Annotated in this window: 21 protein-coding genes; 13 read left to right on the forward strand and 8 right to left on the reverse strand. The window is 63.3% G+C overall.

Annotated elements, in window-relative coordinates; genetic code table 11:
- Nucleotides 1-51: 51 nt before the first annotated feature.
- Together mnmE and ACYQ0L_RS07700 are read right to left on the reverse strand one after the other, a co-directional pair.
- Entirely contained in the window at nt 52-1,377 is a 1,326-nt protein-coding gene (mnmE, locus tag ACYQ0L_RS07695) for a tRNA uridine-5-carboxymethylaminomethyl(34) synthesis GTPase MnmE (protein ID WP_459788463.1), read from the reverse strand.
- Nucleotides 1,334-1,600, reverse strand: a complete 267-nt coding sequence (locus tag ACYQ0L_RS07700) for a DUF6489 family protein (protein WP_459788464.1) — start codon at nt 1,598-1,600, stop codon at nt 1,334-1,336. The genes mnmE and ACYQ0L_RS07700 overlap by 44 nt, the downstream gene beginning before the upstream one ends.
- A gap of 93 nt (nt 1,601-1,693) precedes the next feature.
- Here ACYQ0L_RS07700 and ACYQ0L_RS07705 point away from each other — a divergent pair, with 93 nt between their 5' ends.
- From ACYQ0L_RS07705 to ACYQ0L_RS07715, 3 genes are read left to right on the forward strand one after another with little or no spacing between them, the layout of a single operon-like run.
- Nucleotides 1,694-2,389: a dienelactone hydrolase family protein gene (locus ACYQ0L_RS07705; RefSeq protein ID WP_459788465.1), complete on the forward strand. Its 696-nt coding sequence runs from the start codon at nt 1,694-1,696 to the stop codon at nt 2,387-2,389.
- Nucleotides 2,386-2,583 carry a hypothetical protein gene (locus ACYQ0L_RS07710; protein WP_459788466.1) on the forward strand — a complete coding sequence of 66 codons (198 nt, stop codon included), beginning with the start codon at nt 2,386-2,388 and terminating at the stop codon, nt 2,581-2,583. The genes ACYQ0L_RS07705 and ACYQ0L_RS07710 overlap by 4 nt, the downstream gene beginning before the upstream one ends.
- Complete coding sequence (locus ACYQ0L_RS07715; RefSeq protein ID WP_459788467.1) at nt 2,584-2,781, forward strand: hypothetical protein; 198 nt, start codon at nt 2,584-2,586, stop codon at nt 2,779-2,781.
- A 465-nt stretch (nt 2,782-3,246) separates the two neighbouring features.
- On the opposite strand, the gene rho is transcribed toward ACYQ0L_RS07715, so the two are convergent.
- The 3 genes from rho to hemE form a co-directional block, all read right to left on the reverse strand.
- The gene (gene rho / locus ACYQ0L_RS07720; protein WP_459788468.1) at nt 3,247-4,512 is read right to left on the reverse strand and encodes a transcription termination factor Rho; all 1,266 of its coding nucleotides are present in this window, start codon (nt 4,510-4,512) and stop codon (nt 3,247-3,249) included.
- A 180-nt stretch (nt 4,513-4,692) separates the two neighbouring features.
- Nucleotides 4,693-5,136 carry a CopD family protein gene (locus ACYQ0L_RS07725; protein WP_459788469.1) on the reverse strand — a complete coding sequence of 148 codons (444 nt, stop codon included), beginning with the start codon at nt 5,134-5,136 and terminating at the stop codon, nt 4,693-4,695.
- 18 nt (nt 5,137-5,154) lie between these two features.
- Nucleotides 5,155-6,186 (reverse strand): uroporphyrinogen decarboxylase, encoded by a 1,032-nt coding sequence (gene hemE, locus ACYQ0L_RS07730; RefSeq protein ID WP_459788470.1) that lies wholly within the window; start codon nt 6,184-6,186, stop codon nt 5,155-5,157.
- Nucleotides 6,187-6,501: 315 nt separating this feature from the next.
- Here hemE and ACYQ0L_RS07735 point away from each other — a divergent pair, with 315 nt between their 5' ends.
- From ACYQ0L_RS07735 to ACYQ0L_RS07780, 10 genes are all read left to right on the forward strand, one after another.
- Nucleotides 6,502-7,338, forward strand: coding sequence for a pyruvate, water dikinase regulatory protein (locus ACYQ0L_RS07735; protein ID WP_459788471.1), 837 nt, complete (start codon nt 6,502-6,504; stop codon nt 7,336-7,338).
- Nucleotides 7,335-7,922, forward strand: a complete 588-nt coding sequence (locus tag ACYQ0L_RS07740) for a Maf family protein (protein WP_459788472.1) — start codon at nt 7,335-7,337, stop codon at nt 7,920-7,922. Before ACYQ0L_RS07735 ends, ACYQ0L_RS07740 begins: the two co-directional genes overlap by 4 nt.
- Nucleotides 7,919-8,773, forward strand: a complete 855-nt coding sequence (locus ACYQ0L_RS07745; RefSeq protein ID WP_459788473.1) for a shikimate dehydrogenase family protein — start codon at nt 7,919-7,921, stop codon at nt 8,771-8,773. Before ACYQ0L_RS07740 ends, ACYQ0L_RS07745 begins: the two co-directional genes overlap by 4 nt.
- Nucleotides 8,770-9,378: a dephospho-CoA kinase gene (gene coaE / locus ACYQ0L_RS07750; RefSeq protein ID WP_459788474.1), complete on the forward strand. Its 609-nt coding sequence runs from the start codon at nt 8,770-8,772 to the stop codon at nt 9,376-9,378. The genes ACYQ0L_RS07745 and coaE overlap by 4 nt, the downstream gene beginning before the upstream one ends.
- 37 nt (nt 9,379-9,415) lie before the next feature.
- Entirely contained in the window at nt 9,416-10,117 is a 702-nt protein-coding gene (gene dnaQ / locus ACYQ0L_RS07755; protein ID WP_459788475.1) for a DNA polymerase III subunit epsilon, read from the forward strand.
- Nucleotides 10,118-10,166: 49 nt separating this feature from the next.
- On the forward strand, nt 10,167-10,733 hold the full coding sequence (hpf, locus tag ACYQ0L_RS07760) for a ribosome hibernation-promoting factor, HPF/YfiA family (RefSeq protein WP_459788476.1): 567 nt from the start codon (nt 10,167-10,169) through the stop codon (nt 10,731-10,733).
- A 134-nt stretch (nt 10,734-10,867) separates the two neighbouring features.
- On the forward strand, nt 10,868-11,329 hold the full coding sequence (locus ACYQ0L_RS07765) for a PTS sugar transporter subunit IIA (protein ID WP_459788477.1): 462 nt from the start codon (nt 10,868-10,870) through the stop codon (nt 11,327-11,329).
- Nucleotides 11,316-11,786, forward strand: a complete 471-nt coding sequence (locus tag ACYQ0L_RS07770) for a PaaI family thioesterase (protein ID WP_459788479.1) — start codon at nt 11,316-11,318, stop codon at nt 11,784-11,786. The genes ACYQ0L_RS07765 and ACYQ0L_RS07770 overlap by 14 nt, the downstream gene beginning before the upstream one ends.
- A complete protein-coding gene (locus ACYQ0L_RS07775) occupies nt 11,783-12,121 on the forward strand; it encodes a DUF1491 family protein (protein WP_459788480.1) in 339 nt (112 codons plus the stop codon). The genes ACYQ0L_RS07770 and ACYQ0L_RS07775 overlap by 4 nt, the downstream gene beginning before the upstream one ends.
- Before the next feature lie 214 nt (nt 12,122-12,335).
- The gene (locus ACYQ0L_RS07780) at nt 12,336-12,983 is read left to right on the forward strand and encodes a cell wall hydrolase (RefSeq protein ID WP_459788482.1); all 648 of its coding nucleotides are present in this window, start codon (nt 12,336-12,338) and stop codon (nt 12,981-12,983) included.
- Between the two features lie 32 nt (nt 12,984-13,015).
- Here ACYQ0L_RS07780 and xth read toward each other — a convergent pair whose 3' ends face one another.
- From xth to ACYQ0L_RS07795, 3 genes are read right to left on the reverse strand one after another with little or no spacing between them, the layout of a single operon-like run.
- Nucleotides 13,016-13,792: an exodeoxyribonuclease III gene (gene xth, locus ACYQ0L_RS07785; RefSeq protein WP_459788483.1), complete on the reverse strand. Its 777-nt coding sequence runs from the start codon at nt 13,790-13,792 to the stop codon at nt 13,016-13,018.
- Between the two features lie 38 nt (nt 13,793-13,830).
- Complete coding sequence (gene erpA, locus ACYQ0L_RS07790; protein ID WP_459788484.1) at nt 13,831-14,160, reverse strand: iron-sulfur cluster insertion protein ErpA; 330 nt, start codon at nt 14,158-14,160, stop codon at nt 13,831-13,833.
- 31 nt (nt 14,161-14,191) lie between these two features.
- Complete coding sequence (locus tag ACYQ0L_RS07795) at nt 14,192-14,623, reverse strand: CBS domain-containing protein (RefSeq protein WP_459788485.1); 432 nt, start codon at nt 14,621-14,623, stop codon at nt 14,192-14,194.
- Between the last annotated feature and the right edge of the window lie 54 nt (nt 14,624-14,677).

The raw sequence follows: 14,677 nt of genomic DNA on the forward strand, positions 1-14,677 counted from the left end.
TAATCTCGCTGACGCGCTATCGCCAGCACTGCTTGTGTTCCACGTGGAACATCACTTCCCGATGCAGAATCGCCCGAACAGCGTATCGAGCATATCCTCGGTCGCCACATTGCCGAGCATGGCATCCATCGCATGGCGTGCGCTGCGAAGCGATTCACCGGCCAGCAACAGGTCGGCAAGCTCGCTCGCTGCGGCAAGCGCCGCATGTGCTTCGTCAAGATGCTGCCGCTGGCGTTGCGATATCGCAACCTGACCGGGACGCGGAAGCAAGTCGCGACCGCGGGCGGCCAACGCTGTCATCAGATCGGCAATCCCCTCGCCCGTCTCGGCAGACACGTGAAGCGCACCATCGCTTTTTCCCTCCGTGTCCGAAAGGTCGATCTTGCTTGCAATCTCGATGGCACCTTGGGGGCCCTCCCCCTCATCGCCAAGCCAAAGGATCAGATCCGCCCGCGCCAGCTCCGCCTCGGCCCGCGCGATGCCGATCTGTTCGATCTCCTCGGCGCCCTCACCTCGCAGACCTGCTGTATCGACGAGCACAAAGGGCACACCCGCAATTGCTATCAGACGCTCGATGGCATCGCGGGTGGTACCCGCAATGGGCGACACGATCGCCGCGGCTTCATCGAGAATCGCGTTGAAGAGGCTCGACTTGCCCGAATTCGGCGGCCCAGCGAGCACGATCCTGATTCCGGTACGAAGACGATCGGCCGAAGGTATCGCGAGCCATTGCGCCATCTCTTCCACCAGCTCGCCGACGGCCTCACGCCAGGCCGCAGGCGACGGAGCGCCCTCCTCATCCTCGTCGGCAAAATCCAGTTCCTGCTCGACCGCCGCCGAAGCGGCCAGAACCTCATCGCGCCAATGAGCCACCCGGCGAGAGCCTTCACCCTTAGCCGAACTGGTGAGAACGGCGCGCTGCAATTCGGTCTCTGCCGCAAGCATGTCGCCGAGAGCTTCCGCCTCGAGCAGATCCATCTTGCCGTTCACGAAAGCCCGGCGGGTAAACTCGCCCGGCTCGGCGCGGCGCAATCCGCAGCCATGCTCGAGCGCATGCTCGATCGCACGGATCACCGCCCGTCCCCCGTGGCAGTGAATTTCCGCGCAGTCCTCTCCAGTGGCGCTCGCTGGAGCGGGGAACCAAAGGCACAGAGCCTCGTCCAGCCATCCCGCTTCGGGATCGCGTATCTGCCGCAGCCCGGCGGTGCGCGGCGCGGGGAGCGATCCGGCAAGACTCTCCAGCGCCGCCCCTGCCGCAGGTCCCGATAGCCGGATCACCGCCACGCCGCAGGGCGGCGCACCGGAGGACAGCGCGAAGATCGTATCGAGTGACTCAGGTGTCAGATTTCGTCTCGCCGTTCTTCGGCCGGCCGGCATTCGCGGTGCTGCCTTCCATGAATGCCTGGAACATCTTGAGCCCCGCCTGCCCCATCGGCGCCATGCTCCGCGCAAGCTCCTGAAGCTGATCCGGCGTGTTCACGCCACGCATCGCCTTCTCCATGCCTTCCGAATAGGCGGCCTGCGCCTTGCTGAGATCGGGAAGCCCCATGAAGGCGCGTGCCTCCTCCGGCGTGCAGTCGATTTCCACGTGGACCTTCATTGCGACTTCTCCGTTACCTCACGTACAAGGCTATTTGGGCCGCGCCACCACACCATGCAAGCGCGCGGATCGACCAACGACGGGAGCATTTCGATGAGCGAGACGACACGGATCACCACCCTCGACGCAAACGGCGACTTCAAGGCCTATGTCGCACGGCCTGAGGGTACCCCCCGCGCGGCCATCGTGGTCATCCAGGAAATCTTCGGTGTGAACGCCGGCATCCGCCGCAAGTGCGACCTGCTGGCCGAAGAGGGCTACCTCGCGGTGGCTCCCGACCTGTTCTGGAGGCTGGACGAAGGAATCGAACTCGATCCCGATATCGAACCCGAATTCCAGAAGGCGCTCGATCTCATGGGCAAGTTCAATCAGGACGCCGGCGTGCGCGACATCGAAGCCACGATCAAATGGACTCGGCACGACTCGGGCAAGAAGGTCGGCGCGGTCGGCTACTGCCTCGGCGGGCGCCTCGCCTACATGACCGCAGCGCGGACCGATTCGGACGCAACGGTCGGCTACTACGCGGTTGGCGTCGACGAGCTGCTGCGCGAGAAGGAGGCGATCGCCAATCCTCTAATGCTGCATATCCCGACCGAGGACGGCTTCGTCGACAAGGAAACACAGAAGGCGATGCACGAGGGACTGGACGACCATCCCAAGGTCACGCTGCACGAGTACGAAGGCATGGATCACGGCTTCGCGACCCAGTTCGGCAAGCGGCGCAACGAAGACTGCGCCGAACTCGCCGACAAGCGGACCATGGCCTTCTTCGCCAAGCATCTCGGATGACGCCCACGCAGCAAGGCCTCGCCGAATGGCACACCCTCGCCACGACGCCTGATTCGAAACGCTTGGCTCTGCTCGTGACGAAAGACGCCGTCTTCCACTCCCCCGTCGTCCATACACCGCAGGAAGGCCGCGCGCTGGTGGTTGCTTACCTCAGCGCGGCCGCCGCGACGCTCGGCCAGGGCAACTTCCGCTAAGTGCGTGAATTAGTCGATGGCGAGAACGCGATGCTCGAATTCACCTGCGTGCTCGACGGCATTCAGGTAAACGGGGTGGACATCGTCCGCTTCGATTCAAACGGAAAGATCATCGATTTCAAGGTGATGATCCGCCCGATTAAAGCGGTGAACAAGGTCTGGGAGATGATGGCAGAACAGCTTGGCAAGGGCAGCTAGTCCGCCACGTCCCCACCCTTCTTGCGCGCGACAAAATAGTCCGGTCGTCCTTTGGGATCGACCGGCACCGAATAAACACCAGCGGGATCTAGAGAAGCGACGAAAGCGGTGCACCGCCCGCCAGGACGCTGGAGCCGATGGTGAGCGCGTAAAATACTGCCAAGATTCCGGCCACCCAGGCCAACGTTCGGTTTCTCACGGGGTCGACAAAAGGTAGCTCTAGCGCGCCGGCCTGCCGGAGAATCTCAGAGGCGACGATATAGTCGGACCGCACGACCCGTAGGCGATGCCCGCCAAGCGCCAGCGAAATATACTCCGCCGACTCATTAGCCTCGGCATCGAGGCTGAAAATGCAGCCCGTATCCGCGCAGCATCCCCGCAACCACAATCGCCTCGAACCGCGAGACGAAGACGGCAAGCAGGACCACCGAACCCTCTCTTCGGTCCACGGCCCTGCCCCGCAGCCTACTGGTTCATGGTGTCGAAGAAGTCTTCGTTGGTTTTCGAATCCTTCATCTTGTCGAGCAGGAACTCCATCGAATCGATGGTGCCCATCTGCATGAGGATCCGGCGGAGTACCCACATCTTGGAGAGCTTGTCCTTCTCGACAAGCAGCTCTTCCTTGCGCGTGCCGGACTTGCCGACGTCGAGCGCGGGGAAGATGCGCTTGTCCGCAACCTTGCGGTCGAGGACGATTTCGCTGTTACCCGTGCCCTTGAACTCTTCGAAGATGACTTCGTCCATGCGGCTGCCGGTATCGATCAGCGCGGTGGCGATGATGGAGAGCGAGCCGCCCTCTTCGATGTTACGCGCCGCACCAAAGAAGCGCTTGGGGCGCTGCAGCGCGTTGGCGTCGACACCACCGGTAAGCACCTTGCCCGAGCTGGGCACCACGGTGTTGTAGGCACGGCCGAGGCGCGTAATCGAGTCGAGCAGGATCACGACATCGCGCTTGTGCTCGACCAGGCGTTTCGCCTTTTCGATAACCATTTCAGCAACTTGCACGTGGCGCTGCGCTGGTTCGTCGAAGGTCGAGGAAATGACTTCGCCGTTCACCGAACGCTGCATGTCAGTGACTTCCTCAGGCCGTTCGTCGACCAGCAGGACAAGCAGGAACACCTCGGGGTGATTGTCGGTGATCGCCTTGGCGATGTTCTGCAGCAGCACGGTCTTACCCGTGCGCGGCGGCGCGACGATCAGTGCGCGCTGGCCCTTCCCCTGCGGCGAGATGATGTCGATCACCCGCGCGCTCTTGTCCTTCACGGTCGGATCGAGCGTGTCGAGGTTGAGCTTCTGTTCGGGATAGAGCGGCGTGAGGTTGTCGAAGTTCGTGCGCATGCGCACCGCTTCGGGCTCGTCGAAATTGACCGAGGTCAGTTTGGTCAGCGCGAAATAGCGCTCGCCTTCGCGCGGCGCGCGGATCTGGCCTTCGACCGTATCGCCGGTACGCAGGCCCCATTTGCGGATCTGGTTCGGCGACACATAAATGTCGTCCGGCCCCGCGAGATAATTCGCTTCGGGCGAGCGCAGGAAGCCGAAGCCGTCCTGGAGAACCTCGATCGTGCCGATCCCCATGATCTGCTCGTCGTATTCTTCATCCTCGGCGAGTTCGCGCAGGATGCAGAACATAAGGTCCTGGCGCCGCATCGTGCCGGCCGCCTCGACCCCGAGTTCTTCGGCCATGCTCACCAGATCGGCGGGAGCCTTCTTCTTCAAGTCTTTGAGATGCATAGGTTTTTAGTCCGAAAAGAGCCGAGCCCGTGCCGTGGGATGCCTGGAAATCTTCATCGTGCTTGGGGAAAGCGAAAGATATGCGAACGGCCACGAAGCCGCCGGTACCCGGCCGGGTATAAGCATGAAATAGGTCGGTCGACCGCCGAGGTCAATCGAGCATGGCGGTCAAAAAGTCGATCAGAAGGGCTTAACGATCACCAGCACGACGATCAGCGCGAGCAGGATCGCAGGCGCCTCGCCAACCAGCCGCAGCCGCTTTTCCGCCATCGGGCGTTCGCCGCGCGCCATCTTTTTCGACAGCGCCATCATGTACCCATGATAACCGCTGAGGATCAGAACCAGCAGCAGCTTGGCATGGAACCAACCATCGTCCCACGCACCGATCGTGACCGACAGCGTCAGGCCGAGCAGCCAGGTAACGATGATGCTCGGCGTCAGGATGATCTTCGCGAGCTGGCGCGTACGGCCTGTCCACAGCGCCTCTTCCGCGGAACCCGGGGCCGCCGGATACATGTAGACCAGCTGGCGCGGGAGCATGAAGAGCCCGGCGAGCCAGAACACCATGAAGATGATGTGCCCGGCCTTGAGCCAGAAATAGAGCGTTCCAAGCGTTTCCTGCATGATCCTGGCCTCTAGCGACTATGCGCCCCGCTGCCAATTGCGAACCGTCGAGAGGACGCGTTCGACATGATCGATCGGAGTCCGCCGGTCGATCCCATGGCCAAGATTGAACACATGCGGGCGATCGGCAAATGCCTCCAGAATCGTCTGCACACGCTCTTCCAGCGCGGGCGTCCCCGCCAGCAGGAGCAGCGGATCGAGGTTGCCCTGGACCGGCATCCCCGCGGGCAGTTCGCGCGCGACCCACGCCGAATCCAGCGTTTCGTCGATACCCATCGCATTGACCCCGGTCTCGCGGGCATAGGCGGGCAGCTTCTCGCCCGCGCCTTTGGGAAATCCGATGATCGGCGTGTCCGGATGCGATTCCTTCAGCGCCGAAACGATGGCCGCGTTGGGCGCGATCACCCAGCGCTCGAACTCGTCGGGCGCGAGGCTTCCTGCCCAACTGTCGAACAATTGCACCGCTTCGGCCCCGGCATCGATCTGACCGCGCAGATAGGTGATCGTCTGCTCCACAATGGCCCCGACGATCTCGCTCAACCGTGCAGAATCGCGGTAGGCCATGGCCCGCGCCTCGTGCTGGTCCCGGCTGCCCTCGCCCGCGACCATGTAGGTCGCGACCGTCCACGGGCTCCCTGCAAAGCCCAGCATCGTCACCTCGGGGGCGAGCGCCTGTCGGCAGAGCCGCACGGTCTCGTAAACCGCTTCGTAGCGCGCGGGATCGGGCTCGAAATCGTCGAGCGTCGCTTCCACCAGCGGCGGCGACAGCTTCGGGCCCTCCCCGGCCAGAAACTCCAGCTTCTGGCCCATCGCATGCGGCACGATCAGGATATCGGAAAACAGGATGGCACCATCGAAGCCGAACCGGCGGATCGGCTGCAGCGTCACGTCACACGCGGCCTCGCTGTCGTAAACGAGATCGAGAAAGCCGCCCTTCTCTGCACGCAGATCGCGATATTCGGGCAGATAGCGCCCTGCCTGACGCATAAACCAGACGGGCGGAGTGCGGGCAATTTCGCCGCGCAGGCAATCGAGCAATGGACCGGGCATGCGTCTCTCTAACCCAATAAATAATATTATTAATAGATGGATGAAGATAGTTGGCCCTGTGGACAGGGCGGACAACTCTGCGGTTCACAGGGTCTGCGGGAAAACTCCCACCTCCTGCAGGGCGACCGACTCGCAGCCGCCTCGCCGTCAATCGAAACTTGTCCCCGTTATCAGCCCGCTGTCGAAAATGACCATCCCTGTTGGCAACCACCCCGCGCAAATCCGGCGGAGGATGGGCACCATTTTCGTCCCGGACTTGTCCTTGCATCGGTGAAGTGGTTTATCCGCAGGCCTTTCCACAGGCCGGAACGACCCTTGGCGCGCACGCACCTCCATCTCTTTTCCGATTCGACCGGCGAGACCCTGCAGATGGTCGCCAACGCGGCGCTCGCGCAGTTCGAGAACGTCGATGTGGAGCGTCACTTCTGGCCCATGGTCCGCTCCCGCCAGCATCTCGACCGGATCGTTCCCGAGCTGGAGAAGTCCCCGGGGCTCATCCTCTATACGCTGGTGAACGAGGAGACGCGCACGGCGCTGGAGGAAAAGTGCCGCGAGCTCGCCTTGCCTGCGGTCGACGCACTCGGCGAAGTGACTTCGGTGCTCGAAACCTGCTTCGGGCAGGAAGCGCACGGTCGGCCCGGCCGCCAGCACCGCATGGACGATGCCTATTTCCGGCGCGTCGACGCGATCCACTTCACGATCGCGCACGATGATGGTGTGGGGAGCGAGGAATGGCACAAGGCCGATATCCTGCTGACCGGCGTATCGCGTACGTCGAAGACGCCCACCAGCATCTATCTCGCCAACCGCGGCTACAAGGTCGCCAATATTCCGCTGGTAATCGAGAGCCCGCCCCCGCCCGTGCTGTTCCAACTGACCGGCCCGCTGGTGGTCGGTCTGACGACGGCGCCGGAACGCCTCGTGCAGATCAGGCGCAATCGCCTCCTCTCGCTCAATGAAGGCGCGGAGACCGCCTATGCCGAGCATGAGCGGGTCGAGGAGGAAATCCGTTTCGCGCGTCGGATGTTTGCCGACAATAACTGGCCGGTCATCGATGTGACGCGACGATCGATCGAGGAGACTGCGGCCGCGATCATCAAGCTGATGAACGACCATCGCACGCGCACCAAGCCGCGGGAGAAACCGATTTGACGCTCATCCTCGCATCAAACAGCGCATCGCGCAGGGCCATGCTCGAAGCGGCAGGCGTTTCGGTCGAGTGCGTCGGCGCACAGGTGGACGAGCGCGCGCTCGAGGCCGAGATGGCGGATGCCCAACCCGCGGAGATTGCGCAGGCGCTCGGCGCAGCCAAGGCGAGCGCAGTTTCGCAGGAGCGTCCCGGAGCGTTGGTGCTAGGCGGAGACAGCCTTGTCGTGTGCGACGAGCGCCGCTTCGACAAGCCCGCCAACCGCGACGAAGCGGCCGAGCATCTGAGGTTCTTCTCGGGCAAGGTCATGCGCCTGCACAGCGCCGCCGCCCTAGCGCGCGACGGCCGGATCGTGTGGCTGGGGGAAGATTCTGCCGCACTCCATGTGCGCGAACTCAGCGACGAGTTCATCGAATCCTATCTCGCTGCCGAATGGCCTGCAGTCGGGCAAAGCGTGGGCGTCTTCCGCATCGAAGCGATGGGTGTGCAATTGTTCGACCGCATCTTCGGCGACTATTTCACCATCCTCGGCATGCCCTTGCTACAGGTTCTCGCGGCCCTGCGGGACGAGGGCGAGCTCGCGTCATGACCCGCTACGCAGAGGTGATCGGCGACCCGATCGCCCAGTCCAAGTCGCCCACGATCCATCGCTTCTGGCTCGATCGGCTGGGTATCGACGCCGACTATCGCGCCACCCGGGTGACCGAGTCCGACATTGCCGATTATCTGGCGGACCGGCGTGCCGATCCCGACTGGCTGGGCTGCAATGTCACCATGCCGCTCAAGCAGGCGGTGGAACCGCACCTCTATTCGGTCGAGCGACCTGCCGCCCTGATCGGTGCGGTCAACACCATCTATCCTGCGTTCGACCGTCTCCTGGTCGGCACCAACACCGATGCGGGCGGCTTTCTCGAACCGCTGAGGAAAGAGCTTCAGCGCGAACACCTGTTTCGCATGGCGCGCATCCTGGGTGCGGGCGGCGCGGCGCGGGCCATCGCCCACGCTCTCGCGCAGCACAATTTCACGCTGGTCATCGCCGCGAGACGCGCCGAGCAGGCGAATGAGCTGGTGGCCGACCTGCCCAAAGGCACGCAGCACCACGTCGTCCCGCTCGACTATTTCGCGATGCCGACCGATTTTGCCTTCGATGACCGCCATGGTCTGCTCGATCTGGTGATCAACGCCAGCCCGCTCGGGATGCATGGCAAGGCACCGCTGGCGTTCGACTGGAGTCACGCCCCGCCAGGCGCGATCGCCTATGATATCGTAACACATCCGGTGAAGACGCCCTTTCTCGAGTGCGCGCAGGAGGCCGGCCATCCCACCATCGACGGGCTGGCAATGCTGATCGGACAGGCGGCGGAAGCGTTCCGCCTGTTCTATGACGCCCCGCCCCCGCGCGAACACGATGCAGAATTGCGGGACTTGCTGACCGCATGAACCGTCCGCTGATCATCGGACTGACCGGCTCGATCGGCATGGGCAAGTCGACCGTGGCCGGGATGCTGGAAGAGCTGGGCGTGCCGGTCTTCGACGCCGACTCGGAGGTGCGCGCGCTGCAAGGACCATCGGGCGCGCTTCTCCCCGCGATCGAGACTGCTTTCCCCGGCGCGACCGGGGCACAGGGGGTCGATCGCATCGCCCTGGGACAGAAAGTGTTCGGCGATGCGGAGCAACTCGCGCGGCTCGAAGCGATCGTCCATCCCGCTGTGGCCGAACGGCGTGCCGCGTTTCTCGCCGCGAATACCGATGCGCCCCTGATCGTGTTCGACATCCCGCTCCTGTTCGAAAAGGGTGGCGAACAGCAGGTCGACCGGGTCGTCGTTGTGTCCGCCCCTGCGCATACCCAGCGCGAGCGCGTGCTCGCCCGCCCCGGGATGACCGAGGAGAAATTTGCGCAAATCCTCGCGCTCCAGACACCCGATGCGGACAAGCGGGCCCGGGCAGACCATGTGATCAATACCGGAACCACGCTGGCAGAGACCCGGGCCGAGGTGGCCGATCTGGTCGATCGGTTGAAGGTGGAGGCAATTTCCGCGGGCTGACCTTGCCAGCACGCTTCGGGAGGCCGATACTCGCCTCATGCGCGAGATCGTTTTCGATACCGAAACCACCGGCATCGATCCCAGGCAGGGCCATCGAATGGTCGAGATCGGCTGTGTCGAGCTGATCGACCGGATGCCTACTGGCGAGACTTTTCACGCCTACTACAATCCCGAACGCGACATGCCTGCCGAAGCCGAGGCGATTCACGGCCTCGGCACGCAGTTCTTGGCGGACAAGCCGCTGTTTTCCGACGGGGTCGACGCCTTCCTCGAATTTGTCGGCAACGACAAGCTGGTGGCGCATAATGCCGGGTTCGACTTCGGCTTTCTCAACGCCGAACTCGAACTGTGCTCGCGCGAGCCGATTTGCCTGTCGCGTAAGATCGATACGCTTGAACTGGCACGGCGCAAGAATCCCGGCGGCAAGCATTCGCTCGACGCGCTTTGTACCCGTTACGGCGTGGACCGGAGCCATCGCGTCTTCCACGGCGCATTGCTCGATGCCGAACTGCTGGCGCAGGTCTACATCGAACTGACCGGCGGGCGGCAGATCGCCATGGGCCTGATGGCCGAGTCCGCGCCAGCCCGCTCGGACATGGCCGAAGCGGCAGCCATCCCGCTCACCCCCTCTGCCGACCGCCCGGTTCGACCGGCTCGCCCCCATTCGGCGAGCGTGGAGGAACTGGCGCGGCACGCGAACTTTCTTGAGCGTATCTCAAGACCTATCTGGAATAGGTAAGGCTGCGCGTCGTTTTGACCGCGCAGGAACAAAAGGAGACATTCAGATAATGGACGTCCGAATTTCCGGCCACCAGATCGACACCGGCGCTTCTCTGCAGGACAGCGCGACCGATCGCCTCGAAGCGATTGTCGACAAGTATTTCAGCCGCGCGATTTCCGCGAATGTCACCTTCGGCAAGGCGCCGGGCGGCGCTTTTTCGTGCGATATCGTAGCCCACATCATGCAGGGCCTGATTCTCAAGGCGCGGGGTGAGGCGCACGATATCCACCAGGCGCTCGAAGCGGCAGCGACCAAGTTGGAAAAGCAGCTCCGGCGCTACAAGCGGCGGCTGACTGACCATCACAAGCAGCAGAGCCATGCTGCCGCGGCAGAGGAAGCCGCCTATCGCGTGTTCGCGGCTGAACCGCAGGATGACGAAGCCGAAGCGGCCGATTCACCCGCCGTCGTTGCCGAGACGAAAACCGATATCCCGGAGGTTTCGGTGGCCGACGCGGTAATGCTGCTCGATCTGCGCGACACCGGCGCGCTGTTCTTCAAAAATGCTGGCTCCGGCCGCCATAATATGGTCTATCGCCGCCACGACGGGTCGATCGGATGGGTCGAGCCGCACTGAGCCTCCCGCGGCGAACCCCGAACAGGAGTTCGCCGCCAGCTCGCTTCCCCGAATGTCGCAGTGCCCCCCGCGACACAGGTCGATCCCGTCAGGGGTCCGCCCAGTTCAACGCCAGGCAAGGCAGGCATCATTTCGTGTCCTCACCATTCAGACTGCTTCCGCAGGCCGTGCGTCAGGCTTCCTGTGCCAACAAGCGCGCAATTCTTGCCGAGCTGGCAGAGGCGTTCGCATCGGCCTATGCGCTCGATGCCGAAGAGGTGCTCGATGCGCTGAAGGAGCGGGAGGCTCTGGGCAGCACGGGCTTCGGCCGGGCGGTCGCGATGCCGCATGCGCGGCTCGACGCGGTCGACAAGCCGGTCGCCGTGGTTCTCCATCTCGATCATGATGTGGACTTCGATGCGGCGGACGGCGTTCCCGTGCGGTTGGTCATGGGTCTCATTTCCCCGACCGATGCAGGGGTCCAGCATCTGCACGCCCTCGCTGCCATGTCGCGCTTTACCCGCGACGAGCGCATGCTGCACCAGCTGTTCGAGGCGACGGGCGAGGAAGAACTCTACGCACTCGTAGCCAATTCGGGGCTGCGTGACGCAGCCTGAGCGAGATCCCGGGCCCACCGCCCATTATCGCGCGCTCGAGCGGCTTTATCGCTCTGCGCCGATCAACAGCGCGTTCCTGTCCGATCTCGAGATCGAGGGCGAAGGGCGTGCGCGCATCACCTTCGACGTGACCCCCGATATTTTCCATGCGGCGGGCGCGGCGCATGGCACGATCTATTTCAAGATGCTCGACGATGCGGCGTTCTACGCCGCCAACAGCCTTGTGACCGACCGTTTCCTGCTCACGACCGCCTTCAACCTGCATTTCACCAAGCCTGTGCGCGAGGGTCGTGTAATCGCCTCGGGCGTGTGGATCAGCGGCAAGCGGCGCGTCCTCGTGGCCGAATCGCGGCTGACCGACGAGGAAGGTGAGGAGATCGGGCGCGGCACCGGCACCTTCATGCGCTCGCGAATCGCGCTTTCCGGCCTCGATGGTTACGCCCCGGAGGGTTCGTGAGCGATTCGCGCCTGCCGACTCACCTCGTCGTGGGGGGATTATTGCGGCAGATTTCGTCGCAGGGCGGCATGGGCGTTATCCTTGCCAAAGGTGACCCGGCGGGCGGGACCTACATTCTATTGCTGCGCGATCGCGCCGGGAACGTGAAATTAGTCGAAAGACGCCCTTCGGCCGATTTCGACTTCGAATGGCAAGTAACCCAGGAAAAAACCGCCGAAAATCAAAGGGAACTCGACGAATACTGCCAGCGCAGATCGGCTCAGGACCCTGATTTATGGATTGTCGAAGCGCAAATCGACGATGCGGAACGGTTCATCGCAGAATTGCGGCCGTAACTTGACCCCGAGCGCCTTATAGGCAAAGGGCCCGCGACTTCGAATTTGCGCAGGCGGTCGAGGCGGCAATGAGGCCGCGCCGATTAGCACGCAGTCGGGGAACGACCGGCAGGTCTTCTAGAACCCTCACATTTTCACAATCTACTAAAGCGCTTCGGCGCTCGATGGTTCCAACCTGCGTCTGTGTTCGTTCACCGCCCCTTGAACGGGATCAATGGGTAGCAAGACGAAATTTGGCTTTGTGGCTTCGGCCGCTGCCGTTCTGATCGCCTCCGCCGGCCTCAGCTACGCGGACGCGCAGGCCCAGCAGGGCGAAAACGAAATTGTCGTGGCCGAACCCGTAGAGGCGGCCGAACCGGTCTTCATCTCGGAAGAAGTGGTACAGCCGCTGCCCGAGCCTGAAGAGACCGAAGCCGAGGTTGTCGAGGTCGCAGAGCCGACCGCATCCTCGCTGCGCGAACTGATCGCGGATGTCGACGCGCCGCAGACCATGTCGCGTGAGCTCGAGTGTCTTGCCGGCGCCGTCTACTTCGAATCGCGCGGTGAGCCGATCGAAGGCCAGCTGGCCGTCGCACAGGTCATCGTCAATCGCGCCGAATCGACGGTCTTCCCCTCCGACTATTGCGGGGTCGTCACCCAGCGTGCGCAGTTCTCCTTCGTGAAGAACGGCCGCATCCCCAGTCGGCGCGGCAATTCCGGTGCCTGGGAGCGTGCGCGCAAGATCGCCCGCATCGCCCATGAGGGTCTGTGGAACAGCGAAGCGGGCGATTCGCTCTATTTCCACGCGACCTACGTCAAGCCGCGCTGGGCGCGCAGCAAGCAGGCGCGCGCGACCATCAAGAGCCACATCTTCTATCGTTGATTGTATGGGGCGGTAGCTGCCCCATAGAGCGCTCAGGCGGCGACCTTGACCCACACGGGTGCATGGTCGCTCGCCTTTTCGCGTCCGCGCGCGTCCTTGTCGACGCCGACAGCTTCGAGCCTGTCGGCCAGCTCGGGCGAAAGCAGGCAGTGATCGATCCGGAAGCCGTGATCGCGCTGCCATGCGCCGCGCTGATAATCCCAGAACGTCCAGACGCCGCCACGCGGATTGAGCGTGTCGACCGCATCGGTCCAGCCATCGTCGAGCAGGCGGCGGTACGCATCGCGCGATTCCGGCTGCATCAGCGCATCGTCCTGCATTGCGGGCGGTGACCAGACGTCCTTGTCTTGCGGAATGACGTTGAAGTCACCGAGCACGATGGCGGGTTTTTCCTCCGCCCAGATTTCGCGCATGCGCGTCCGCAGACGTTCCATCCATGCAAGCTTGTAATCGAATTTTGGGCCGGGCAGCGGATTGCCGTTGGGCAGATAGAGATTGGCGACGATCACTCCGGCAACCTCGGCCTCGAGGTAGCGGGCCTGTTCGTCGCTGTCGTCTCCCGGCAGGCCGCGCACCCGCTCTACCAGCTCGTGCTCGACCTTGGCGAGGATCGCGACGCCGTTGAAGCTCTTCTGGCCGTGCCAGATCGCCCTGTAACCCGCCTTCTCGAAGGCGTCGGCGGGAAAGCCTTCGTCCTGCGACTTGATTTCCTGCAGGCAGGCGACGTCCGGCTGCGTTTCCTCGAGCCATTCGATCAGGCGCGGCAGGCGCGCCTTGATCCCGTTGATGTTGAATGTGGCAATGCGCATGACGGCGTACGTGCCCGATGCGCGCGCGCTAGTCTAACTCAAATCCCGAAGCTGGAACCGCAGCCGCAACCGGCCGCCGCCTGGGGATTTTCGACTTGAAAGGCTGCCCCACCCAGCGATTCGACGAAGTCGACCTTGCTCCCTGCGACCAGATCGAGGCTGACCGGATCGACCAGCAGCTTCACGCCGCCAGTCTCGCTGACCGCGTCGTCTTCCTCTGCCGCCTCGGCGAGTTCGAAGCGGTACTGGAAGCCGGAGCAACCGCCGCCATCAACGGCGAGCCGAAGCATCGCAGGTTTGCCCTGCTTTTCGGCAATGGACTGAACGCGCGCGGCTGCGGCTTCGGTGAGGGCGGGAGTAGTGCTCATATCCGAGATATGGGCGCGCAGGCCCGCGACCTCAAGCCGTCTGGATATAGCTGCGCATCTCCTCGGCCTCCTGCTGCACCCGGTCGAAGCGGAACTTCACCAGATCGCCGATCGAGACGAAGCCGATGAGCGCGCCATCCTCGACCACCGGCAGATGGCGGATCCGCCTCTTGGTCATCAGCGCGAGCGCACGATCGATCGTCTCCTGCCGCGTGACAGTGATGGCGGGCGACGTCATCACCTCGCCCAGCGGACGGTCGAGACAATCGGGTCCCTGCCGCGCGAGGCAGTAGATGACATCCCGCTCGGAAAAAATTCCGGCGACCTTGCTTCCTTCCATCACGGGCAGCGCCCCGATCCGCTTCTCCGCCAAAATCGTGACAGCATCGCGCATCGGCGTTCCCACCCCGCAACTCACGATGTTTTCCGGATCACGATTCGCGGTTAGCCGCTCTATGGTCATGGCCTTGGGTCCTCCTTTCCCGAAGGACCGGATAATGCCACGAAGGCTCAAACT

The organism is Alteriqipengyuania triglochinis (assembly GCF_054655655.1).